The organism is Acinetobacter bohemicus ANC 3994 (genome assembly GCF_000367925.1).
Taxonomy (GTDB): Bacteria; Pseudomonadota; Gammaproteobacteria; order Pseudomonadales; family Moraxellaceae; genus Acinetobacter; species Acinetobacter bohemicus.
This window is the reverse complement of sequence record NZ_KB849176.1, coordinates 100,410-122,923: the sequence shown is the minus strand read 5'-3', so window position 1 is coordinate 122,923 and position 22,514 is coordinate 100,410. Positions and strand designations below refer to the sequence as shown.

Here is a 22,514-nt window from a genome sequence, read left to right as displayed (position 1 = left end):
TGTCATTTAATTTTCTTAAATTGAATAATGCTTTGATCTGCTATTTCTTCTAAATGATTCGCATACCACTGCATCATATTCACCCTATCTTGTAAGTATTGAGCCTTGTTATACACACCCGCCACGCCATCCTTTACATGCGCTAAAGCAGATTCAATATGATGCTCATCAAAACCACGATTATTTAACAGAGTACTAGCGATATGCCTAAATCCGTGTGGTGTTTGTCGTCCCTCATACCCCATGCGACGTAATGCCATGATAAAGACAGTATCTGATTTGGGTTTGCTCTTATCCGATCTACTAGGAAATAGATACTCAGAATTAGTTTCATAGGTTTTTAATTCTTGAAGTATCGCTACTGCTTGCTTAGGTAAAGGCACAACATGCTCACGGCGTTTTTTCATTCGTTCTTCAGGGATATTCCACAAGCCTTGTTCTAAATCGAACTCATCCCATTTAGCCCCTCTTAGCTCACTAGGGCGACAAAACAGCATAGCTAAAAGCTGTAATCCCATTCTTACGTCCATAGTGGGGTAATTATTAATTGCTCGGATTAATGTTGGTAACTCTGCCTCACTCACATGAGCCATGTTTTCTTTTTTACCTTGCTGTAAGTATTTTTGAATACCCTCTAATGGATTGTAATCAATTCGACCTGTAACCTTTGCAAAGTCATAAATATCACGACACATCGCACGGACACGGTTCACCTGTTCATATATACCCTGTGACTGCTGTATACCTTTTAAATGATTCATCCACTCAATTGGCTTGATTGTGGTGTACAAGCGTTTGCCAAAAACAGGAAATACATGCTTTTCTAATGCTCCCTTATTTCGGGTCATTGTGTCTGCTACCCATGAAGTTAATTTGGTATCCAACCACTCACGAGCCAGTAGTTCAAAAGTGGCATTGTTCTGTTCCACTTCTTGCCGTTTGCGTTCCTGTTTTGAAATAATTGGGTTTTCACCCCTAGATACATCATCTAAAAGTTCTTTGGCTTTCTTACGTGCTAATTGCCCACTGATTTCAGGATAACCCCCTAGTCCTAACCACGACCACTTACCATCGGGCTTTTTATACCTAAGTTGCCATGACTTATTACCATCGGGTTTTACTCTGATATACAGGCCATTGCCGTCAAGCTCACGATATTCTTTTAGTTCTGCTTCAAGATTGGCAATCACAGTATCAGACAAAGGACGGCGTTTTATTTCTGATCTTTTCATTTAACCGTGTATCCCTTGAGTTCAATTTTTATTAAAGGATACACGTGGGGATACATGGAAAGCAACACTATATGCTTTTATGTCTAGGTATGTTTAGGCATAAAAAAAGGCTTAACCCCTTTAGGATTAAGCCTTTCAGTTCCAAAACTTGGCATATTTTGCCATGTTTGGGAAGGTATTTGGTGGAGGTGGCGGGAGTTGAACCCGCGTCCGCCAGCATTACGCTCGAGAATACTACATGCTTAGATATCGTCTATTGTTTTAACTCTTTGTGACCCGACGAACAGGGTACAAATCGCGATCCTCTTAATTTAGTACAAAACCCCGAGGCTTGGTTTTATACGGACTTGTGTGCGTGCGCTTCAGTCGGACTCTCTAACCACAAGTATTCGGAGAGGCGGACAAGCTGCCCTTAGGCAGCTAGAGCGTATGATTCGTCGTTTGCGACTAAAAAATGCAAATTTGATTTACGAGAGAAAATGCGCTCTCGGCATGCATCTATGAGTTTCATCACCAGCGTCGAAGCCAGAAACACCCCCAAAGTACAGCGCAATTATAGCATAAATGTCAAAAATTACGATGTAATTTCTAAACTTTTACATAACTAGATGCGTTTAATTACATAATTGAGCTAATATTTTACTTTTCAAGTCTAATAATAGAAAAAATTATGAGTTACTTACTTGCACTCGATCAGGGGACGACATCTAGTCGTGCGATTATTTTCAATGAACATGGAAAAGTTCAGGCAACAGCCCAACGTGAAACCCACATAAAAACACCGCATTCGGGCTGGGTGGAACAAGATGCTCAGGAAATCTGGACAACACAAATTGCAGTGGTACAACAGGCTTTAGCATCGGCTCGCATTCTGGCCAAAGACATTAAAGCGATTGGACTGACCAACCAGCGGGAAACCACCATCGTTTGGGATAAACGAAACAGTAAGCCCTTATCCCCTGCCATTATTTGGCAAGACCGCCGTGCAACGGAATGGTCTAACCAACTTACACTGCAAAATTTACACGATAAAATTCACCATAAAACTGGTTTACGCATCGACCCCTATTTCAGTGCAGGGAAATTGGTTTGGCTACTGGAAAATGTAGCAGGTTTACGTGATCTTGCTGAACAAGGGCATGTCGCTTTTGGTACGGTCGATAGCTGGTTAATGTGGAATCTGACTCAAGGTGCGGAACACGTCATTGAAGCCAGTAATGCTTCACGCACCATGCTGATGAATCTACAGACCCAACAGTGGGATGAAGAGTTACTTGAACTCTTTAATATCCCTCATTCTGTTTTACCTAAAATTATTTCATCCGACACTTATGTCGCAGATACTGCAACAGGTTTACTGGGTGCCAATATTCCAATTACCGGTATTTTAGGCGATCAACAATCTGCTTTATTTGGTCAATCTTGCTTTGAAATAGGCACGGCGAAAAATACCTATGGTACAGGTTGTTTCATGCTGTTTAACACAGGGCATAAGGTTCAATTTAGTCAGAATAAATTACTCAGCACACTGGCTTGGAAATGCCAAAATCAAACCACTTATGCCCTTGAAGGCAGTGTGTTTATGGCCGGTGCCATTGTGCAATGGTTACGTGATGGTTTAGGCATTATTCAGCATAGCAATGAAGTCGAAAAACTGGCTTGCCAAGTCAAAGATACCGATGGTGTGGTCTTGGTTCCGGCCTTTACAGGACTGGGTGCACCGCACTGGGATAGCGATGCACGTGCCTTACTTTGTGGTATGTCGCGTGGCACCAATAAAGCCCATATTGCACGAGCAGCCTTGGAATCCATTGCTTTTCAAGTTTCCGATGTTTTAACTGCTATGCAATCTGATATTGCACACCCCTTGAAAGAATTGCGTGTCGATGGCGGTGCCAGTCAAAATGATATGTTGATGCAGTTCCAAGCCGACATTCTGAATGTTCCCGTGCTTCGTCCCAAAATGTTGGAATCGACCGCATGGGGTGCTGCGGCTATGGCAGGTTTAAAATCTGGAATTTTTTCCAATATGTCTGAAATTTCAGAATCTTGGCAACTAGATCGTGCCTTTGAACCGAATATGAATATTGAGCAGCGCCAATTTCATTTAGACCAATGGAAAACTGCGTTAAAACGGTCAAAATCGGAGATCTAATCAAAACTGTCTCTGTATCTGAGATGCAGAGACAGTTTTATAAACCAACGCGATTAATGCATAGGTTGACCACTAACGCCGGCTTTAGGTTTAGGACACAGCCAAATGATCAATCCTGCAAAAACAAAAACCATCGATAAAATTAAAAACACATGGTTTGCTGACAAGGTTAAGGCTTCTTTATCCACCAAACTGGACATATAACCCAAAGCACCGTCTGGACTCATTCCACTTTGTATCAAAGTGCTTTGTGTACTTTCAGGATGTAAATTGCTTACCATTTCACTGCGTGCAACTTTTGCTTGATCATCCCACATGGTCACTGCAATAGATGCGCCAATTGCCCCAGCCATAGTTCTTAAAAAATTCATCAGTCCTGCGGCAGATGCCATTTCATGTGGCTTGACCGAAGCCAATGCCATATTCGACAATGGAATAAAGAAAAATGGTACGGCAAAACCCTGTAAAATTTGCGGCAATGCCAATGCCATAAAATCAGCATCAGTGGTCCAGAATGACCGCATCAGGGTCACCACACCCAACAACATCAGACCAAAACAGGCCAAAGCACGTTGATCATATTTGGTCGCCATTTTCGCCACAATCGGTGACATCATTAAGCTACCAAAGCCCATGGTTGCCGTGAGATAACCGGCCCATGTTGCGGTATAGCCCAAGTTAATCTGCACCCACTGTGGTATCAGTACAATACTGGCAAAGAATGCTCCAAAGGCAAAGGCAAGCGACAACACTGAAATGGTAAAACCACGGTAGCGAAAAATCTGAATATTCACCACGGGATGCCGTTCGGTTAATTCCCAAATAATGAAAACGATCAGACCGACCACGGTAATCAGCGCTAAAGCACAAATAAAAGTACTATTAAACCAATCATTTTCATGCCCTAGATCCAGCATCAACTGCAATGCACCAATCCAGATAATCAGCAAAAACAATCCAATACTATCAATTCTAATTTTTGAAATGACCGTTTCAGCAGGTTTTAATAAGCGTAATGCAGCAACAGCACAAAAAATTCCGACCGGAATATTAATAAAGAAAATCCAGTGCCAAGATAAATTATCACTGATTGAACCGCCTAAAATAGGGCCCAGAATCGGTCCTACGACAGTGGTCATTGCCCACATGCCCATGGCTTGAGATTGTTTTTCTGGAGGGAAAATACGCATCAGCAAGGTCTGGCTGAGCGGCATAATTGGCCCACCAAATAGCCCCTGTCCAATACGACACATCACCAGCATTTCTAGACTGGTCGATAATCCGCATAAAACCGAAAAAATAGTAAAGCCAATCAAACTGATGATAAACAGCCTGACTGCACCAAAACGTCCCGCCAACCATCCAGTCAATGGAACACAAATCGCTTCGGCAACGGCATACGAGGTAATCACCCATGTGCCTTGTGAACTTGAAACGGCTAAACTGCCAGTAATATGCGGCACTGAAACATTGGCAATGGTCATATCCAATACGACCATAAAGTTCGCCAATGCCAATACAAAAGCCGCAAGGATGAGGCGCCCTCCTTTGAGGTCACCAAATGGTACGTAGTTATTATTCATAAGCCACTACTTCGAAGCGAGGTTAATTTTCGCTTCCATAGATAAGCCCACACGTAAAGGATGCTCGGCTAATTCTTTAGGATCAAGCGCAATTCGCACAGGTAAACGCTGCACCACTTTAATCCAGTTACCTGTGGCATTTTGTGCCGGGATTAAAGCAAATGCTGAACCCGTTCCGCCTGAAAATCCAATCACTGTGCCATGAAACTCAACCTCATCCCCATATAAGTCAGAGGTCAGGACGGCTTTCTGCCCTGCTTTAACTTTGGCCAACTGGCTTTCTTTAAAGTTAGCATCGACATACAATTTTGAAATAGGCACCAACATCATCAACACTGTACCCGGTGCGACACGTTGTCCAACTTGAATATTGCGACGTGCAATTACCCCATCAAACGGCGCTTTAATTTCGGTACGTTCTAAATCAAGGATGGCTTGTTTTAAACGTGCTTGTGCAATCAATACATCTGGCGTCGAGGTTTCATTACTACCACGGATCAATGCTTCATTGGCAGCCAAGGTACTTTGTGCCGCTTTTTGACTGGATTGTGCTTGCGCCAAGCCTGCTTTCGCCAAATCAAAACCGGCTTGTGCATTATTTACCGCACTTTGGGCAGTACTGAGTTCTTCTTTGGAAATTGCCCCAGAAGTACTGAGTTGACTACGGCGTGCCAAGTCATTTTGCGCTTTATTCAGCTCTGCTTGTGCCTTAGCCACCTGTGCTTCTGCACTATGAATGCCGTCATCACTAACAAAAACTTGAGAATTTAAAGCACTGCTATTGGCCTGCGTTTGTTTGTATTGACGTTGTGCTTTCATCAATTCAGCCTGTGCCTGTGCCAACGCAATTTCAGCATCACGTTCATTCACACGTACCAACAAATCACCTTTTTTGACTTGTTGAGTGTCACTGACCATCACATCCAAAACCTGCCCGCTAACCATAGAGGTAATGGATGCGGTTTCTGCACCGACATAAGCATTTTCGGTACTGACGGAGTGATTAAAAAACAAAGTCCATACCGCATATGCAACAGCAGCAATAATGAGTATCAATGCGACAATGCTTAAAGCTTTCTTTCGTTTTGCTTTTAGAGCAGCATCCGAAATTTGTTCATCTGGTTCTGGCAAGGTGTTTTGAGCATCTGTCATGATTATTCCTACATCCAACAGACTTGGTCACCACATATCATAGAGTTGTTTTGATCGAGATAAAACCAACAGCTATAAAGACCATCCATGTGATGCGATGGTGTCGATGAGAAAGTCATTTTTTATTTAATATTGATGGCGCATTTTAATAACAAAAAATCATGATGCGAGAATAAAAATGTAACTCGTCAGTCTTTAAAATGATTTTGGCATTGAATTGTCATTCAATGCCAAATAAATTTTTCAGTTCTATTGATTTTAACTTTACAAGCTTAAAATCAACTTAATATGCATAAGATGCGATTGCGGTTGCAATCGGCTTATCTTCATCATTAACCAAGGTCATCCGCATCGTACAACCCTTACGGCCTAAACGTAACGTTTCAGCACGCGCAATAAAATATTTGCCACGACCCGGTGCCAAATAATCGACGCGCATATCGACAGTCGCCAAACGCGTTACCTTTTTAATGGTATCAGGCAGTTCATCGGCTTCCGCCTTTTTATATAACTCACCCATTGCCGCGATCCCACCAATACTATCTAAAATAGTCGCAGCGACCCCGCCATGCAAAATTTGAAAAGCCACATTACCAATCATAAAAGGCTGCATTTCAATATAGGCTTCAATTTGCCCATCCACCACACGCATCAACATATCGTTGTGTTTAAAGTAAGGCGAGCTATTAAATGCATGACACAATTGTTTGAGGACAACATCTATATCCACTTTTGAACCCAAATGAATACTCCCTGTCCACTTTTTATCTGAATCATTCATAATCTGCTCGAATACCTTAATTTGAGAAATAGCAATTAACTTATGCCCTAAAAGCGAATTCTAGGGCTACAATAGCGCTAGTTTAATACTGATCAATGAGATTGTTATGACTTATACGTTCAATCGTCCTGCATTTCCTGCCACTCGCATGCGTCGAATTCGTAAAAATGATAAATTGCGTTCTATGGTACGTGAAACCCAATTGACGACCGATCATCTCATCTATCCAGTATTCGTACTTCCGGGGCAAAACCAAACTCAAGATATTCCAAGTATGCCCAATGTTCAGCGCCTATCTGCTGATCTGCTGTTAAAAAAATCAGAACGCTTACTGGAACTCGGGGTGTCTAAACTGGCTTTATTTCCAGTCACGCCACAAGAAGATAAAAGCTTAACTGCCGAAGCGGCTTGGCATGAAAATGGTTTAGTGCAAAACACCATTCGTTTACTGAAAAAAGAATTACCGGAAATGGTCATCATCACTGACGGTGCGCTTGACCCTTACACCACGCATGGTCAAGACGGAATTATTGATGACACGGGTTATGTGCTCAATGATGAAACGATTGAATGTTTGATTAAACAAGCCTTAAGTCATGCTGAAGCAGGTGCAGATGTGCTTGCACCAAGTGACATGATGGATGGTCGTATTGGTGCAATTCGTACTGCACTTGAAGCCAATGGTCATATCTATACCAATATCATGGCTTATTCAGCCAAATATGCTTCAAGCTTCTACGGCCCTTTCCGTGATGCCGTCGGTTCATCCAGCAACCTCAAAGGTGGCAACAAATATAACTACCAGATGGACATTGGCAACCGCGCTGAAGCCTTACATGAAATTGCACTGGATATTCAAGAAGGTGCAGACATGGTGATTGTGAAACCGGGTATGCCTTATCTGGACATCGTGCGTGAAGTGAAAGACAATTTTGCTATTCCGACCTTTGTTTATCAAGTCAGCGGTGAATACGCAATGCTGGCGGGTGCGATTCAAAATGGCTGGTTATCGGATGACGTGATTATTGAATCACTGATGAGCTGCCGCCGCGCAGGTGCAGACGGGATCTGGACCTATTTTGCAGAACAAGCTGCGCTTAAACTCAAAGACATGAACTAAGGATAAGTGGCGCAAGCTATGAAAATCGCCATTATTGGAGCAGGTATTAGCGGTCTAATGTCTGCTTTAGAGCTTGTGGAACAAGGATGTTCCGTCATTATTTTCGATCAGCAACATGCAGGTCAAGCCGCTTCATGGGCTGGTGGTGGAATTCTCTCCCCGATGTATCCGTGGCGCTATCCGCACGCGGTGAATCAATTGGCACAATACGGAAAGCCATTGTATTTAGAATGGAATGAAAAATTAAAACCCATTTCAGGCATTGATTTTGAAATTCATGAAACAGGTTTACTGATTTTTGATGAAGCTGATTTTGAAACAGGTTTAAATTACGCCCATCAATTTCAACAACCGATGCAGCACGCTGAATATTTACAAGCAGAACAATTAGCACAAGTGAATCCTTGCATTGATCCAAAATTTCGGCATGCCATGTATTTCCCACAGATTGCCAATGTACGTAATCCACGCTTACTACAATCGATTACCGCTTATTTAAAACAACATCCTCAAGTTGAATTTATTGAACATTGTCCAATTGAACAGTTCAATATTGTAAATGGCAAAGTTCAATCCATTCGTAGTCAAAATAAGCAAATCTATTTCGCAGACCAGTTTGTCATCACGACGGGCGCTTGGTCCAAACATTGGTCTGAACAACTCGACTTAGACATTCCTGTACAGCCTGTACAAGGGCAAATGGTGCTGTTTAAAACCCCTGAAAACTGGTTGCCCACCATGTGTATGAATAAAGTGATGTATTTAATTCCACGTTTAGATGGTCATGTGGTGTGCGGTTCGAGCATGGCAAATTGTGGTTTCGACACCACGCCCACTGCCGCGACCAAACAAACGATTTTAGAGGCATGTTTCGAGATGGTGCCTGAACTGGCAGCGTTTCCAATCGTCAAACAATGGGCCGGCTTAAGACCGAGTTCACCGACAGGTGTGCCTTATATTGGAAAAATGCCCGAGCTTGATAATGTATGGGCAAACTTTGGGCATTTCCGTAATGGTTTATGTATGGGACCTGCATCCGCACGTCTATTAAGACAGCTCATACTAAAACAACCGACCTTGCTTGACCCAACCGCTTTTTGTCCAACAAGACTGACCGCCAACACTTTAACGACTTAACTCGACCCTAAAATATCCTCCAAAGCCAGCTTTAAAGTCGGATATTTAAACTCAAACCCGACCTCTTGCAATGCTTTGGGTTGCACATATTGACCATTTAAAACCAATTGCGATTGCTCACCAAGCAGCGATTGCAAAATAAAAGCCGGTAAACAAAATAGAGGTTTACGTTTGAGTTGCTGCGCGGCAATTTGCGCAAACTGCGCTTGGGTCATTTTTTCTGGACAGACCACATTAAAAGTCTGAGCCGTGGTTTCTTTAGTCATTAAAAATTCAATTGCGCGTAGCACATCTTGAATATGCACCCAAACCACAGGTTGCCGACCATGCCCAATACGCCCCACCATATTCAGTTTAATCGGCAATAACATTTGCGGAAGAATGCCAGCGTTGTTTGCAAAGACAATCCCGAAACGTACGATTTTAGTGTTCTGTAATTTAAAACTTAAAGCGGCATGTTCCCATAACTGACACAGTTCCGACATAAAAATAGATTGTGGCGCAGACTGTTCAGTACAGACTTCTGTCCATTGCTCAGTCGGATCAATGCCGTAATAGCCCACGGCAGAGCCTGAAATAATACGCTTAGGGAAAATCTGTCTTTTTTCTAAGTAACGATAGAGTTGTTGTGTGGTTTCAACCCGACTCTGAATTAACTGTTGTTTTCTTTTGGCTGTCCAACGTGCCTTGCCAATATTTTCACCCGCAAGATTAATCACGTAGTCGATACGATCGGTTTTCAGTTCATCTAGTTGCTGAATCCAAATCAGACTCGGATGACGAGACAGCTTATTTTTCTGTCGAGTCAGGCCAACCACCGCATAATCACGCGCCAATAAATAAGCAATGAGATGCGAACCAATAAAACCACTTGCACCTGTGATCAATACACATGCTTTTTGCATTTCATGATCTCTCTTGTTTCTTCTATCTATAGATCAAGAGCGGTGAAAATTCAAGCATGCAGCATTGATCAACCAAACATTTTTTTCGCCATACGTTGTGCTTGTTTACCATAAAACCAATAGGTTAAGAGATATAGCGGTATCGCAATCAGCAAAATCATCACCAGCACTACACCCATAAATTGTGGATTTTTGAGATATAACAGGAAATTTTGCCAAATATCAGGATCACCTTTGGAAAAAATTAAAATTCCAATGAGCAAAAAGGCAAGGTTATAACCCCAGAAAATCAGACTAAATCCTAAGCTTATTTTTTTCCGCTCTTGATTGCTTGGTGCACGTTGCTGTTGTTTTAAAAACTTATAAAGTACTAAAATCATTGCGGTTAAATATGGTATTACGGTCAAAATACCGCCCATACCAGTAGGCAATAAAGCGGCTAAAACACCGCAGATACAGGTAAAAATAAAGCAGAATAAAAAAAACCATAAAAAATATCGATTTAGTGACACTATGTACCTACGTAAACAACGTTTAGATCACCATTATAAAAAAAAATGAGTTTTTTTTCATTTTATTGTCAACCAATCTGTAAACCCTTGCGTTATATAAGGTAAGAAGTTCATAAACCCGTTAATTTGTACCGGCATCTACAAAATTTTCGGTGAACTTTTCCTAAAGCAATAAAGTTTAAGTTTCAAGTTTTAGTATGGAACAGCAGCCCGAGCTAAAATTTGCAACAGATTTTTTGACCGACGATTTCACATCACTCGAATCGTCGGTCTTTTATTTTCTACAGCTTATTTTTTTAATTTTCATATTCATTTCCAAAGACTTAAAGCAATACCTGATGTATTGCTTCGCTCTAAAAATGATAAAATAACGCGATATGCGGATGAAGCAGAAAACTACTTCATACCAAAAATGAGTTTTAAGCCCAGTAAGGTCATGACCCCGCCTGCAATTCGGTCAAAAATAGCTTTAGACTTTAAATAAACTTTTCTTGGACCTTCAGCCGATAATGCCACTGCCACCAATGAATACCAACCTGCATCGATAAAGAAACATAAAATCGGTAAAACCAGATAAAAATAAGTAGGAATTTCTTTCGGTAACAGCGCAGTAAAAACACTGGCTAAAATAATGGCAATTTTCGGATTACTTAACTGCGTAATTAAACCTAAACGATATGCCTGCGCATGGGTCATAGGCTTTACATCGCCTTCTGCGGTTTGCATCGGTTCTTTGGCATGTTTAATAATTTTATATGCCAGCCAAAGCAAATATAAACCACCACAAATTTTTAAGGCCAAATAAGCCGAAGGCACGGCCAGTAAAACAGCTTGCAGCCCCATGACCGCTAAAAAGCCAAATAAAGCTGCACCCGTACCTGTGCCTAAAGCCGTAAATAATCCATGTTTACGTGAAATCGCAATTGAATTTTTTGCTACATAAATAAACGTTGGCCCGGGGCTGATTGCACCCAGCACCAGCGCCAAAGTAATCGAGCCTAATATCAATAATGATTCCAATGCTTTTGACCTTAAATAATGAGGAAAAATATGTTCGCCAATTCTACGTGTTTTAGATGCTTATTACCCTAATAATTTTATATTTCAGATTAATTGAGCAATGAAACTTTATCTGGATACAAAATAAAATTGCTCCCTGCTTTTATTCATTGCAACATGAGCGACATCTTGTAAATTTAGCGCTAAAAAGTATATCAATTATGAAACTTGCAGAAGCTCTTCTTCTTCGAAATGACTTACAGACCAAACTCGCATCATTACAACAACGGATTAATAATAATGTTTTGGTACAAGAAGGCGATCAACCCAGCGAAGAACCGAATGTCTTATTATCCAATACATTTGCTGTCAATATTGAATTACATGATCTGATTAAACGGATTCATAGTACCAATGCTCAAGCAAAAAGCATCAATGGAAGCTCTTTGCTTGAGGTTTTAAATGCACGTGATCGATTGATTAGCCAACATCGTATTGTGCAACAAGCGATTGATAATTCACGTCGTGAAAATGCGCGTTATAGTTCAAGCGAAATACGCTGGGTTAAAGTTATATCGGTGAGCGAATTACAAAAGCAAGCCGATGAGATCAGCGCTAAACTTCGTCAAAATAATTTAGAGATTCAAGCGTCGAATTGGCAAATTGATCTCATTTAACCGCTTTGTAAATGGTGATTGGTTCAATCACGATTTACACCACAGTTCGGGCATATTGGGCGAGTACAAGACCTTTTTATACAGTTTGTAAGGTTTTAAATAAGACAAACTGTTTGCAAGAAGTAAAACGTCTACTTCAAATTTTCACACATCTGGCGTAGCACACTGCATCTTTTACTTCTTACACATCACCCTGCACTACCATGTACTGACAATATGCCCCCTTATTTTTCTTTATTACATCACTGCTGAGCGACAGGTTTCATTTCGCGAGCATTCAGCTGAGTAAGGCGATAATCCTGATCATGAATCGGCATACCACCAATAATCATGGTACGTACCTCGGTTTTTGGCTTGTTATAATCATTTTTTGCATCACAAGCCGTGACTAAAGCCAACAAGCAAATAGATAACACAATGGATAGCTTTTTCATTACATATCCTCTTTTTTCATAATTGTTATATCGTTAGCTTAGCACTAATGCACATTTTGTGATCTTTTTTTTATAATTTATATTCAAACACTTAAGATATTCTTACAAATAAAGATGATTTAAAATCTTTACAACCGTATTCGCCCGCACAAGATGAACATTGAACTCGCTAATTTTACAGCTTTAATTTTATTACCTTCTAAAACTACGGGTACAATACTGTTGAACTTATTGATTTAGATTCAGCCATGTTCGACAGTATTGCCCAAACCATTGCTTATCAAAAATTACCGCTGGATGCCTCCGTCAGTCTAAGCATTAAACGGCTGGATCAAATTCATCCGCAAATTTCGGGCAATAAATTTTTTAAACTGAAATACAACTTTCTAGAAGTACAAAAACAAGGCTTTGATAAAGTGCTAACCTTTGGTGGAGCTTATTCCAATCATATTGCTGCCACCGCCTATGCAGCACATCTATTTGGTCTAAAAAGTGTTGGAATCATTCGCGGTGAAGAACTGAGTCATAAAGCACTTAATCCAACATTAAGCACGGCGCAACACTTCGGCATGCAACTGCATTTTGTTTCACGCCAGCAGTATCGACAAAAAGATCAGCCTGAATATCAATCAGAATTAAAACAACAATTTCCTGAGCATTACATCATTCCTGAAGGTGGAAGCAATGCGCTTGCGATCCAAGGCTGTCGGGAAATATTAAGCGAACATGATCGACAAAATTATGATCTGATTTGCTGTGCAGTTGGAACAGGTGGCACGATTTCAGGACTGATTGAAGCAAGTGCAGCACATCAAACTATTTTAGGTTTTTCTGCATTAAAAGGTGATTTTCTATCTTCTGATGTTGCCCAATATACGGTCAAAAAAAACTGGAACATCACTGATGATTATTGTTTTGGTGGTTATGCCAAAGCACCAACAGAACTTATGCAATTTATCGAAAAATTTGAACAGGATTTTACCATTCCTTTGGAACAGGTCTATACCGGAAAAATGCTCTACGGTATTTTTGATTTAATTCAAAAAAAATATTTTCCCCCAAATACAAGAATTCTGATCATTCATAGTGGTGGTTTACAAGGCAAAACGCTCAAATAAGATCAAACCTGAAATTGAGCGCAAAATTGTCTATAATGCCCTGCTTTTATCTCCCGTGAGTTTTTCATGTCTTCAAATCAATATGATGTCATTGTTTTAGGTGCAGGTGCGTCAGGTTTGATGACTGCTTATATGGCTGCCGAACGCGGTCGTAAAGTTCTGGTGCTTGAAAAAGCCAATAAAGTGGGCAAAAAAATTCTGATGTCTGGTGGGGGTAAATGTAACTTCACCAACCTGTATGTCGAACCTGAAAATTTTATTTCACATAATCCACATTTTGTGATTTCTGCCCTCACCCGCTATACCAATTGGGACTTTATTGCTTTGGTCTGCCAACATGGTATTGCATATGAAGAACGCAAGCATGGGCAGCTTTTTACTCTTAATGGTGCCAAAGAAATTTTAGCCATGCTGTTAGCTGAATGCGATAAAACAGGCTTAGTCGAAATTAAAACCAATTGTGAAGTCAAAGCGGTGACCTCAATTGCCGATCAAGGTTTTCAAGTCGCAACCACGCTCGGTCATTTCCAAGCTGAATCAGTGGTGGTTGCATCAGGCGGTTTATCTGTTCCGACCTTAGGCGGTTCAGGCATTGGTTATGACATCGCCAAACAGTTTGGACATCATATACACCAAACGCGTGCTGGCTTAGTTCCTTTTACCTTTTCCGATCAGTTTAAAGAAGTCACCACACGTTTAAGTGGCAATGCTGTCGATGCAACTTTATCCAATGACCTAAACAGCTTTACCGAAGCCTTGTTATTTACCCATCGTGGTTTAAGTGGGCCAAGTTCTTTGCAACTTTCGAACTATTGGGATGTCGGTCAAAGCTTTAAAATTAACTTCCTGCCTTATCTGGATTTAATCGACTTCTTGAAAGCGAAAAAACAAAGCCAACCAAAAGTTTTGTTGCGTACTTTATTGATTGAACATTTACCGAAAAGTGTCGTTTTAGAATTACAAACCCTGATTTGGGCTGAATCAGCCGATATGGCGATTGGTAATTTAAGCGATGATAAATTAGAACAGATCGCCAATCGTTTACATGCTTTTGACGTCAAACCATCAGGAACTGAAGGTTATCGCACTGCGGAAGTGACTTTGGGCGGTGTGGATACCACAGAAGTATCTTCTAAAACCATGGAAAGTAAAAAGCAAAAAGGCTTGTACTTTGTCGGTGAGATTTTAGATGTTTCAGGACATTTAGGCGGGTTTAATTTTCAATGGGCATGGTCATCTGCACATGCCGCATCGCAATATGTTTAATTAATACGAAATTATTCCAAACTAAATTATTCTAAATAATCAGTACGCAATAAATCGACCTGTTTAGCCTGCTGTAAGCGAGCAATGGTGATCTCCATTTTTACCATTGCTTCTGCTGCATTAGAAGATTTATTGGTATCTAGCATCATCGAAAATGACTTTAAAACTTTATTCAATAACATAATATTTCCCCTTTATTATTGCTAATCATTCATCCAAGTATGATTTATAAATATTTCATTCACATTAATCTAAATGTTTATTTTTTATGAAATAGTCATTTATAAATAGCATAAAAAATTAAAAAAACAATCATTTATTCACTATTTTCTTTCATCTTTAGTATCTAGTGATTTATTTACTGCATCATCGTGTTCTATCTGATCCGTTGTTTGCTTAGGTTGAGCAAAGACAAATTTATATGCACTGATAAAGAATCCTACGGTAATTCCTGCAATGACAATTGGCGCTATAAATTTATTCGGTTGTTTTTTTGACATCACCATTTCCTCAATTGAGCATAAAATCAAGGATCGACCACAACAAGGTGATCGATCTTGAGCAAAATTTAAGTCTTATTTCGGATCATCTTTGGGATGAAGATCAATATCTGCTTCTGCCTCTCCTGTAGAGCCAAAAGGTTTGTTTAAGGGTTTTTGTGCTGGATCTACATCTGCTTGTGTCGGTGGAACATCTGCTCTTTGGTATTCATCTGCCACCACACTTGAATCGACTTGTTCTGTCAAAGGTGCAATGTGCTCCTCTTGTACCGATGCATCATGTAATGGGTTAGGTTTGCAGGCTTGTTTTTTCGCTTTATCCATTAAATCTGAAAGTAAACGCTCCGCAGGTTGACGACCGCCTAAACCAAAAGCCAGAGCAAACGCGACTGCAACTGCGCCTAGCGTTAAACCAAATGCCAAATTAACAATCGAATCGGCAATACCCATGGCACGTAAGCCCATCGCCACCACTAAGCCCATAATCAATATACGCACTAAATTGGCTAACCAGCGTGAACTATTATATTCACCACGCCCAATGACTTTCGCCACCAAATTGGCAAGCCAAAAGCCGACCAATAAAATGACAGCACCCAATAAAATATCGGCACCGAATTGGATAAACATGGAAATCAGTCCACTGACTTGTCCAAAGCCCAGTCGATTTGCCGCTTCGGAAACAGCAAACAGCATGGTAAAGAAGACAATCAAGTAACCAACAATGCAAGACACTTTGGTGGTGCCCAAAAAGCGCTGTACATCTAACTTAGCGGGTATTTCATCGACACCTGTTCCAGCAATCACTTCGACCACCAAATTGGCAACAAAGCGTGAAACCACATAAGCCAAAATTAAAATCAGCCCTGCCGCAATAATATGCGGTATTGCATTCATAATTTCATACAACATCGCTGTAGCGGGTTGAGAAATGGCTTCTATGCCTAAAGCTTCAAATGCAATAATCAATGCGGTAATAATGACCATTGCAAAGACAAATGAACCGAGCACTTGCGGCAAATTGGAGTTTTTAAATAGACCAATTTTCTGTGCTTGTTGTTGTAAATTTAAACTATTCACCAAACCTTCAATAATACCGCGTACAATTTTTGCCAAGATATAACCGACAAAAATAATAACAGCAGCAATAAAAATATTGGGTAAGAATGAAACCATTTCACCCAGCATATTTTGGATGGGGAACAACAATCCATTTAAACCTAAAATAGATAAAACAATTGGCAGGAATAACAACAAAATCAGCCAATACACAATATTGCTAATATTTTGGCTAATTGGACTAACACCCACATCCGCACTGAGTTTTTCATCCAGTTGTGTTCGATCAAGTAACTTTTGCAAGCCGACTTTAACCAAATTCGCCACAATCCAACCAATAAACCCAACAGCCAAAGCCGCTAAAAGTTGAGGAATAAAGAGCAGGAACTGTTGAATCATATTACTAAATGGACCACTAACACTGGTGAGATTCAGCACATTTAATGCACCAATCACAGCAATGATCATCACCAGCCAAAACACCACACGTGAGACAATACTTTCTATATTGGAACGATGTCCAGTCGCAGTGGAAAGTTTTTGATTTGTTCCCAATTTTTCTAAAACTTTCTTTACACCTGCTGCAATAACCAATGCAACAATCCAACCAATCAATAAAATAGCAACAGCCGCTAAAATGGGATGAAATTGATTCCAATAATACATGGCATCAAACTCTGCACCTCTAGGACCTCCAGAAAAATATTCATTCATGTTGTCATTTCCTCTTGTTATTACTTATTGAAGTCTTACTGTGTAAAAAGCATGCGGTTCTCTTGAGTGAACTCCACCTAAAATAATGCCATTCAAAACACATTAGGTTTTGATCGTTTTTTAATCAACACTAACCATCACAAATACAACAAAATGGCACATTAGATTGCAAAAAGCCCCAGTCTTTGCAGATTAGGGCTTGAATAAAAAGATAAATTAAATGGTCAGTCAGTTAATAGCCTTTTGCGCTATCCTTATCGCTACCTGTGGTTGTATTGTTTGGAGTTGCAGGCTGAGTAGAAGCATTAGGAGCTGCATCAGTGGCCGATGGCGCTCTATCTGCAAACATATAGGCAAGTAATGCAATAAAGAAAATACCAATAAGAATTAAAATATATACAGGTACTCTTTTCTTGTGCGTTTTTTCTTCTGCACTAATGACATGAGGTGGTTTATTAAAATCATGTGTCATAAATTTTCCCCTCTATTTTTAAATATTCTCCCTCGTAATTTTATGCTAACAACAATTATTGCGCTGTTGTGTATAAAAGCATAGTGAGATGGTGAATACATGTAAATTTGTAAAGGGATGCAAAAACAGAAACCCTCATCGCGTTTAAGAAACGGATTTAAAAAATACTTTCAGCTTGTACTCTAAGAAAAATAAATCAAGCAAAGGCTGATCTTTTATAAGGAATAAAAATGAACAATGCTTTTGCTGCTGAAAAAGCGAAAATGAGCTATAATTATGCACCTTGTTTTTCATGCTGCTTAACTTTATGGCGTATCGTCAACAATCTGTAACGCTTGATTTGGACACTGATGTCACTCATCAATGTTGCTTGCATTACACTCGTGATGAACATCTAATTGGTATTATTGAATTTAACAAACCAAGCTACGTGCTTAAATGGGGTGACTTGGAATATTTTCGCCGCCGTACTGAAGAATTTTCAGTGATGCCTTTTCCCGAATGCATCAATGCAATGGTGATTGATATTCGTAATATTGCCCCTTTTTTAGACAATGAAGTCCCGATCATCCCTTGGCGCTTATTAGAAGAAGAATGTCCAATTCGTTTGGTTGTTCCACAAGATCGTCTTGAACATTATTCAGGATTATTTGAACCGACATGGCTCACAGCCGATGTCGAAACGGCTATTCAAGAAATCCGTGAATATATCGATATGTTCGTGCATTAAAAAATGAATAAAAAAATCCCTCATAAGTAGAAAATGCCAGTCAGTTAAGAAATTGACTGGCATTTTATTTTTAAATTCATAATGTTATTCGATACACGGAAACGTCATCCGCAACTGTTTGAGGCAAAACTATTTTAAAAAGTAAGGTTTCTGCGATTTATTAATCAATAAAAGGGATTTGACGAGTTTTGCGGATGACAAATGTTTTTGGTTCTTTTGGCGTAACAAAAGAACGAACGAGCTCCAAATACCTGATCCAAAACGGTAAGACTCCGTCATGAATAACTAAAAACTAAGGACTTTATTTCTAAAACCCTTAACTGAATGGCATTACTCATAAGTAGAGGGATTTTTTTTGATCAAGCTTTTACCAATAATTTTCAACAGCAATATTGCCTTCACCACGTCGATTCATTATTAAACCACGTGCTTTCAAGGCTTCTTTGGTGTCTTCCACCATTTGTGGATTACCACACAGCATTATATGGCTGGTTTCTGCATTTAACGCTAATCCAACTGCTTTTTCTAACTCACCATTTTCAATCAGCACAGGTAGACGATCATGTAATGCTGCATTCGGATCACGGGTGATAATCGGCACAAATTTAAAACCGCTATGCCCTTCACCAAAAGTTGCTGCAATTTCCTCAATACGTGTGGCATAAGCCAGTTCGGACGCGGTACGGACACTATAAACCAAATTGATTTTTTTATATTTTGACCACGTGTCAAAATCTTGCAGCATGGAAATAAAAGGGGCTAAACCTGTACCTGTCGCCAATAACCATAAATCATGCGGTAAAGGCAATTGATAACGTGCCAGTGTTAAAAATCCATATGGAATTTTTTCTAAGTACAGTTCATCGCCAACCTGTAAGTGCTGTAAATTCGAGGTGAATGCACCTTCAGGCACGACAATTGAAAAGAATTCCAAGGTTTCATCGAAAGGTGATGACACCACGGAATAAGCCCGAACCACCAGTTCATCTCCCACTTTTAAACCAATACGCGCAAACTGCCCTGCGGTAAATTTAAAATGTGCAGGTCGTGTCATGGTAAAACTGAATAAGGTATTGGTCCAACGATGTATAGATAAGACTTTTTCTAAGCTAAATTTTTCAATTGACATGATTTCAACGTGGCATGAAAGACTGCGCTCATGGTAGCATGCCAACATAATTTATTAATATTTTTTAAATGTTAAGGCTCTATTCATGCGCATGACTTTACGCCAGTTGGCTGTTTTTGTAGCGGTCGCTCAAGAAGGCACAGTAACCAAAGCCAGTGATGCCGTAAAACTCACTCAAAGTGCTGCAAGTATGGCTTTAGCAGACTTAGAAGATGGCTTAGGTGCTCCACTGTTTGACCGCTTGGGTAAGCGCCTACAACTCAATGACTTAGGGCGTTTTTTACTGCCACAGGCTTTAGAGATTCTAGGGCGTTGTGATGCTTTTGAACAAGCCGCTAAAGGCGAGTTACAAAGCATCGACTTAAGACTAGGTGCAACACTGACCATCAGTGATTACCTGATGCCTGATCTGATGGCAGACTTCTTACAGGTTCAACCGCAAGCACATTTGCAACTTCAAGTCGGCAATACCCGCCAAATGATTGAAGCGGTGAATCAATTTCAGTTGGATTTAGCACTGATTGAAGGTTCATGCCATTTACCGCAATTGCAATGTATTCACTGGCGCGATGATGAACTTGCGGTGTGTTGTTCGCCTAATCATCCACTGGCACAACTCGGACGTCCACTGACCCCTGCTGACTTTGAATCTGTGGCTATACAGTGGATTTTACGTGAAGAAGGTTCAGGTACGCGTGAAGTTTTTGATAATGCGATTCTGAAAGATTTACCCGATGCCAATATCCGTTTAACCCTAGGTCATAATGAAGCGATTCTGAAAATTGTCGCAGGGGGTATTGGGATGTCTTGTATTTCTAAACTTGCCATTGAGCCTTTACTTGAAAAAGGTCAGTTGGTCATTTTAGAAACACCGTTCTGGCAACTTACTCGTCCTTTATTTATGTTAGTTCATCGCCAAAAATACCAAGGGCCGGGTTTAAAAGCTTTTATGAAATTCTGCGAAAAATAAAAATTTTTGATTATAAAAAAAGCGCCTAGAGGGCGCTTTTTTTACCATCGCTTTTTAAATTGCTCTTCACATGGTTCCCCATCACCATCTCCATCCATTAATGTACCAGGACAGTGATTGATAAAATATACAGCCTCATCATAAGAATGCATTTCGGAGCAGTGCTTTCGACCATCACAAGTAAATATCTGAGCATTATCCATAACTTTCATTGTTTTCGTAGCATGAGCAGGTTGTTTACGTAAAGTTTCTCTTTGATATATTCCTGAGATTAAAGGAATGAAAATAGCACTAAATATTCCGACGATTACAAATCCTACGATAAGATTTATAAAATTAAATCCACGATTCTTTTTTTCTTTTCGATTAAAACGTTGCTCATGCTGCTTTTGATTGACTCTTGCTCGACTTTGCGGCGTATGCGTAACCGACTCAATTTTGATCTCTAAACGAACGATATTATCGGCTTTGAGTTTTCCACGCTCTTCCACAACTCTAAACTTTAACTGTTCACCAATTTTAGGTGGCAGATTTTTATTTGGAAAATCTTTAATATGAAAAAATAAATCTTTTCTCTGCCCTTCAATCTCAATAAAACCAAAACCGCGTTCCTCATTATAAGTTTTGATTTTCCCCTCTTGAAACATAATAAACTCTTCATTTTTATATGGACTATATTGTAATAAAAAAGAGGCTAAAAAGCCTCTTTTATGATCAAATTCAAAAGCAAATTGCAAGAATGAAAATCAAAGCAATCAGCGTCTTAAATTGGACAATAATGCTGATGTAATCGACTTATTATGTGTAGATACTTTTGATTTTTTTGCTTTCGCAGATGTGTCTTCAACACGTTCTATACGAACCGCTTTAAACTTTTCGCCATTTTCAACAGCCACGAATTTCACACGTTCATTACGTTTAGGCTCACCTTCTGCCGCAGGGAAATCTGAAATGTGGAAGAATACATCCCCTTCAGGTGTACCAATAAAACCAAAGCCTTTTTCAGGGTCGTACTGTTTGATCTTGCCCTGTTGTAATTCATCTTTCATGCTGCTGCCCTATTCTAAAAATGCCATATATACAGTATATAAAAAAGAGGCTTTTAAAGCCTCCTTTCTGATCAAATTCAAAAATTAATCTTTTTGTACAGAACCGAAAATTTTATCGCCAGCGTCACCCAAACCCGGAACGATATAACCATGTTCATTCAAGCCATCATCAATTGATGCAGTAAAGATAATGACATCAGGATGCGCAGTTTCGACACGTTTAATGCCTTCAGGTGCAGCAACCAATACCATTACACGAATATCTTTACAGCCGCTCGCTTTTAATACATCAATCGCGGCAACCAGTGATGAACCTGTTGCTAACATTGGATCGATAATCATCGCAAGACGGTTTTGTACATCTGGAACCAATTTTTTATAGTATGTACGTGCTTCTAATGTTTTTTCGTCACGCTCTAAGCCCAAAACAGATACTTTTGCACTTGGAATCAAGTTTAAGAAACCATCTAACATGCCAATACCGGCACGTAAAATGGGTACAACAGTAATCTTTTTACCCACAATACGGTCGACAGTCACTTTACCATTCCAACCATCAATTTCATGGTCACATACGGGTAAATCTTTAGTGGCTTCATAAGTCAGAAGCATGGTGACTTCTTGTGCTAATTCGCGGAAATTTTTTGTACTAATGTCTGCACGGCGTAGCAAACCAAGTTTATGTCGAATAAGCGGATGTCGGATTTCATGAATAGCCACGGGAGAACACCTAAAAGATGAAATAAAAATTACTCCTAGTATAAATGTTTTTTATAGTGCTTATAAACTAAAAAGCCCCCTAAGTAAGGAGGCTTTTTAA

24 protein-coding genes and 1 other RNA gene are annotated in these 22,514 nt (G+C 39.9%); 8 read left to right on the top strand and 17 right to left on the bottom strand.

What is annotated here, in order from left to right; translation table 11 throughout:
* Positions 1-2: 2 nt before the first annotated feature.
* Both F994_RS13380 and ssrA read right to left on the bottom strand, forming a co-directional pair.
* Positions 3-1,232, bottom strand: a complete 1,230-nt coding sequence (locus F994_RS13380; protein WP_004651072.1) for a tyrosine-type recombinase/integrase — start codon at positions 1,230-1,232, stop codon at positions 3-5.
* Between the two features lie 180 nt (positions 1,233-1,412).
* Positions 1,413-1,771: a transfer-messenger RNA gene (ssrA, locus tag F994_RS17260) on the bottom strand.
* Positions 1,772-1,902: 131 nt separating this feature from the next.
* Here ssrA and glpK point away from each other — a divergent pair.
* A complete protein-coding gene (gene glpK, locus F994_RS13375) occupies positions 1,903-3,387 on the top strand; it encodes a glycerol kinase GlpK (protein ID WP_004651070.1) in 1,485 nt (494 codons plus the stop codon).
* 53 nt (positions 3,388-3,440) lie between these two features.
* On the opposite strand, the gene F994_RS13370 is transcribed toward glpK, so the two are convergent.
* From F994_RS13370 to F994_RS13360, 3 genes are all read right to left on the bottom strand, one after another.
* The gene (locus tag F994_RS13370; RefSeq protein ID WP_004651069.1) at positions 3,441-4,970 is read right to left on the bottom strand and encodes a DHA2 family efflux MFS transporter permease subunit; all 1,530 of its coding nucleotides are present in this window, start codon (positions 4,968-4,970) and stop codon (positions 3,441-3,443) included.
* A 6-nt stretch (positions 4,971-4,976) separates the two neighbouring features.
* Positions 4,977-6,122 (bottom strand): HlyD family secretion protein, encoded by a 1,146-nt coding sequence (locus F994_RS13365; protein ID WP_004651068.1) that lies wholly within the window; start codon positions 6,120-6,122, stop codon positions 4,977-4,979.
* A 283-nt stretch (positions 6,123-6,405) separates the two neighbouring features.
* Positions 6,406-6,903 carry a thioesterase family protein gene (locus F994_RS13360; protein ID WP_004651067.1) on the bottom strand — a complete coding sequence of 166 codons (498 nt, stop codon included), beginning with the start codon at positions 6,901-6,903 and terminating at the stop codon, positions 6,406-6,408.
* Between the two features lie 106 nt (positions 6,904-7,009).
* On the opposite strand from F994_RS13360, the gene hemB reads away from it, so the two are divergent.
* Both hemB and thiO read left to right on the top strand, forming a co-directional pair.
* Complete coding sequence (gene hemB, locus F994_RS13355) at positions 7,010-8,023, top strand: porphobilinogen synthase (protein ID WP_004651066.1); 1,014 nt, start codon at positions 7,010-7,012, stop codon at positions 8,021-8,023.
* 18 nt (positions 8,024-8,041) lie between these two features.
* Positions 8,042-9,160, top strand: a complete 1,119-nt coding sequence (gene thiO / locus F994_RS13350; RefSeq protein ID WP_004651065.1) for a glycine oxidase ThiO — start codon at positions 8,042-8,044, stop codon at positions 9,158-9,160.
* Here the strand turns inward: thiO and F994_RS13345 are convergent.
* The 3 genes from F994_RS13345 to F994_RS13335 all read right to left on the bottom strand — a co-directional run bounded on the left by F994_RS13345 (position 9,157) and on the right by F994_RS13335 (position 11,597).
* Positions 9,157-10,065, bottom strand: a complete 909-nt coding sequence (locus F994_RS13345; RefSeq protein ID WP_004651064.1) for a TIGR01777 family oxidoreductase — start codon at positions 10,063-10,065, stop codon at positions 9,157-9,159. The genes thiO and F994_RS13345 overlap by 4 nt on opposite strands.
* 68 nt (positions 10,066-10,133) lie before the next feature.
* Positions 10,134-10,580, bottom strand: coding sequence for an ABZJ_00895 family protein (locus tag F994_RS13340; protein ID WP_034697215.1), 447 nt, complete (start codon positions 10,578-10,580; stop codon positions 10,134-10,136).
* Positions 10,581-10,973: 393 nt separating this feature from the next.
* The gene (locus F994_RS13335) at positions 10,974-11,597 is read right to left on the bottom strand and encodes a LysE family translocator (RefSeq protein ID WP_004651062.1); all 624 of its coding nucleotides are present in this window, start codon (positions 11,595-11,597) and stop codon (positions 10,974-10,976) included.
* A 200-nt stretch (positions 11,598-11,797) separates the two neighbouring features.
* On the opposite strand from F994_RS13335, the gene F994_RS13330 reads away from it, so the two are divergent.
* Entirely contained in the window at positions 11,798-12,253 is a 456-nt protein-coding gene (locus F994_RS13330; protein WP_004651061.1) for a DIP1984 family protein, read from the top strand.
* A gap of 242 nt (positions 12,254-12,495) precedes the next feature.
* Here F994_RS13330 and F994_RS13325 read toward each other — a convergent pair whose 3' ends face one another.
* A complete protein-coding gene (locus F994_RS13325; RefSeq protein ID WP_004651060.1) occupies positions 12,496-12,687 on the bottom strand; it encodes an NF038215 family lipoprotein in 192 nt (63 codons plus the stop codon).
* Positions 12,688-12,935: 248 nt separating this feature from the next.
* Here F994_RS13325 and F994_RS13320 point away from each other — a divergent pair, with 248 nt between their 5' ends.
* Positions 12,936-13,805 carry a 1-aminocyclopropane-1-carboxylate deaminase/D-cysteine desulfhydrase gene (locus tag F994_RS13320; RefSeq protein ID WP_004651059.1) on the top strand — a complete coding sequence of 290 codons (870 nt, stop codon included), beginning with the start codon at positions 12,936-12,938 and terminating at the stop codon, positions 13,803-13,805.
* Between the two features lie 66 nt (positions 13,806-13,871).
* Positions 13,872-15,071 (top strand): BaiN/RdsA family NAD(P)/FAD-dependent oxidoreductase, encoded by a 1,200-nt coding sequence (locus F994_RS13315; protein ID WP_004651057.1) that lies wholly within the window; start codon positions 13,872-13,874, stop codon positions 15,069-15,071.
* 26 nt (positions 15,072-15,097) lie between these two features.
* Here the strand turns inward: F994_RS13315 and F994_RS17640 are convergent, their stop codons facing one another.
* From F994_RS17640 to F994_RS13305, 4 genes are all read right to left on the bottom strand, one after another.
* Entirely contained in the window at positions 15,098-15,253 is a 156-nt protein-coding gene (locus F994_RS17640; RefSeq protein ID WP_004651056.1) for a hypothetical protein, read from the bottom strand.
* 141 nt (positions 15,254-15,394) lie between these two features.
* Complete coding sequence (locus F994_RS17635; RefSeq protein WP_004651055.1) at positions 15,395-15,571, bottom strand: hypothetical protein; 177 nt, start codon at positions 15,569-15,571, stop codon at positions 15,395-15,397.
* A 75-nt stretch (positions 15,572-15,646) separates the two neighbouring features.
* On the bottom strand, positions 15,647-17,344 hold the full coding sequence (locus tag F994_RS13310) for a mechanosensitive ion channel (RefSeq protein WP_004651054.1): 1,698 nt from the start codon (positions 17,342-17,344) through the stop codon (positions 15,647-15,649).
* 232 nt (positions 17,345-17,576) lie between these two features.
* The gene (locus F994_RS13305) at positions 17,577-17,816 is read right to left on the bottom strand and encodes a hypothetical protein (RefSeq protein ID WP_004651053.1); all 240 of its coding nucleotides are present in this window, start codon (positions 17,814-17,816) and stop codon (positions 17,577-17,579) included.
* Positions 17,817-18,123: 307 nt separating this feature from the next.
* Between F994_RS13305 and F994_RS13300 the strand changes: the two genes are divergently transcribed.
* Positions 18,124-18,546 carry a hypothetical protein gene (locus F994_RS13300; protein WP_034697336.1) on the top strand — a complete coding sequence of 141 codons (423 nt, stop codon included), beginning with the start codon at positions 18,124-18,126 and terminating at the stop codon, positions 18,544-18,546.
* A 367-nt stretch (positions 18,547-18,913) separates the two neighbouring features.
* On the opposite strand, the gene F994_RS13295 is transcribed toward F994_RS13300, so the two are convergent.
* The gene (locus F994_RS13295; protein WP_034697212.1) at positions 18,914-19,675 is read right to left on the bottom strand and encodes a ferredoxin--NADP reductase; all 762 of its coding nucleotides are present in this window, start codon (positions 19,673-19,675) and stop codon (positions 18,914-18,916) included.
* Between the two features lie 85 nt (positions 19,676-19,760).
* Here F994_RS13295 and gigC point away from each other — a divergent pair, with 85 nt between their 5' ends.
* Entirely contained in the window at positions 19,761-20,645 is an 885-nt protein-coding gene (gene gigC / locus F994_RS13290; RefSeq protein WP_004651048.1) for a LysR family transcriptional regulator GigC, read from the top strand.
* A 41-nt stretch (positions 20,646-20,686) separates the two neighbouring features.
* Here gigC and F994_RS13285 read toward each other — a convergent pair whose 3' ends face one another.
* The 3 genes from F994_RS13285 to upp all read right to left on the bottom strand — a co-directional run bounded on the left by F994_RS13285 (position 20,687) and on the right by upp (position 22,414).
* Entirely contained in the window at positions 20,687-21,292 is a 606-nt protein-coding gene (locus F994_RS13285) for a cold shock domain-containing protein (protein ID WP_004651047.1), read from the bottom strand.
* A gap of 108 nt (positions 21,293-21,400) precedes the next feature.
* On the bottom strand, positions 21,401-21,694 hold the full coding sequence (locus tag F994_RS13280) for a cold shock domain-containing protein (RefSeq protein WP_004651046.1): 294 nt from the start codon (positions 21,692-21,694) through the stop codon (positions 21,401-21,403).
* Between the two features lie 84 nt (positions 21,695-21,778).
* Positions 21,779-22,414 carry a uracil phosphoribosyltransferase gene (gene upp, locus F994_RS13275; RefSeq protein ID WP_004651045.1) on the bottom strand — a complete coding sequence of 212 codons (636 nt, stop codon included), beginning with the start codon at positions 22,412-22,414 and terminating at the stop codon, positions 21,779-21,781.
* Positions 22,415-22,514 lie beyond the last annotated feature (100 nt).

Coding starts and splice junctions, on each gene's coding strand:
- F994_RS13380 (WP_004651072.1), bottom strand. CDS start 1,232: ATGAAAAGATCAGAAATAAAACGCCGTCCTTTGTCTGATACTGTGATT.
- glpK (WP_004651070.1), top strand. CDS start 1,903: ATGAGTTACTTACTTGCACTCGATCAGGGGACGACATCTAGTCGTGCG.
- F994_RS13370 (WP_004651069.1), bottom strand. CDS start 4,970: ATGAATAATAACTACGTACCATTTGGTGACCTCAAAGGAGGGCGCCTC.
- F994_RS13365 (WP_004651068.1), bottom strand. CDS start 6,122: ATGACAGATGCTCAAAACACCTTGCCAGAACCAGATGAACAAATTTCG.
- F994_RS13360 (WP_004651067.1), bottom strand. CDS start 6,903: ATGAATGATTCAGATAAAAAGTGGACAGGGAGTATTCATTTGGGTTCA.
- hemB (WP_004651066.1), top strand. CDS start 7,010: ATGACTTATACGTTCAATCGTCCTGCATTTCCTGCCACTCGCATGCGT.
- thiO (WP_004651065.1), top strand. CDS start 8,042: ATGAAAATCGCCATTATTGGAGCAGGTATTAGCGGTCTAATGTCTGCT.
- F994_RS13345 (WP_004651064.1), bottom strand. CDS start 10,065: ATGCAAAAAGCATGTGTATTGATCACAGGTGCAAGTGGTTTTATTGGT.
- F994_RS13330 (WP_004651061.1), top strand. CDS start 11,798: ATGAAACTTGCAGAAGCTCTTCTTCTTCGAAATGACTTACAGACCAAA.
- F994_RS13325 (WP_004651060.1), bottom strand. CDS start 12,687: ATGAAAAAGCTATCCATTGTGTTATCTATTTGCTTGTTGGCTTTAGTC.
- F994_RS13320 (WP_004651059.1), top strand. CDS start 12,936: ATGTTCGACAGTATTGCCCAAACCATTGCTTATCAAAAATTACCGCTG.
- F994_RS13315 (WP_004651057.1), top strand. CDS start 13,872: ATGTCTTCAAATCAATATGATGTCATTGTTTTAGGTGCAGGTGCGTCA.
- F994_RS17640 (WP_004651056.1), bottom strand. CDS start 15,253: ATGTTATTGAATAAAGTTTTAAAGTCATTTTCGATGATGCTAGATACC.
- F994_RS17635 (WP_004651055.1), bottom strand. CDS start 15,571: ATGTCAAAAAAACAACCGAATAAATTTATAGCGCCAATTGTCATTGCA.
- F994_RS13310 (WP_004651054.1), bottom strand. CDS start 17,344: ATGAATGAATATTTTTCTGGAGGTCCTAGAGGTGCAGAGTTTGATGCC.
- F994_RS13305 (WP_004651053.1), bottom strand. CDS start 17,816: ATGACACATGATTTTAATAAACCACCTCATGTCATTAGTGCAGAAGAA.
- F994_RS13300 (WP_034697336.1), top strand. CDS start 18,124: ATGGCGTATCGTCAACAATCTGTAACGCTTGATTTGGACACTGATGTC.
- F994_RS13295 (WP_034697212.1), bottom strand. CDS start 19,675: ATGTCAATTGAAAAATTTAGCTTAGAAAAAGTCTTATCTATACATCGT.
- gigC (WP_004651048.1), top strand. CDS start 19,761: ATGCGCATGACTTTACGCCAGTTGGCTGTTTTTGTAGCGGTCGCTCAA.
- F994_RS13285 (WP_004651047.1), bottom strand. CDS start 21,292: ATGTTTCAAGAGGGGAAAATCAAAACTTATAATGAGGAACGCGGTTTT.
- F994_RS13280 (WP_004651046.1), bottom strand. CDS start 21,694: ATGAAAGATGAATTACAACAGGGCAAGATCAAACAGTACGACCCTGAA.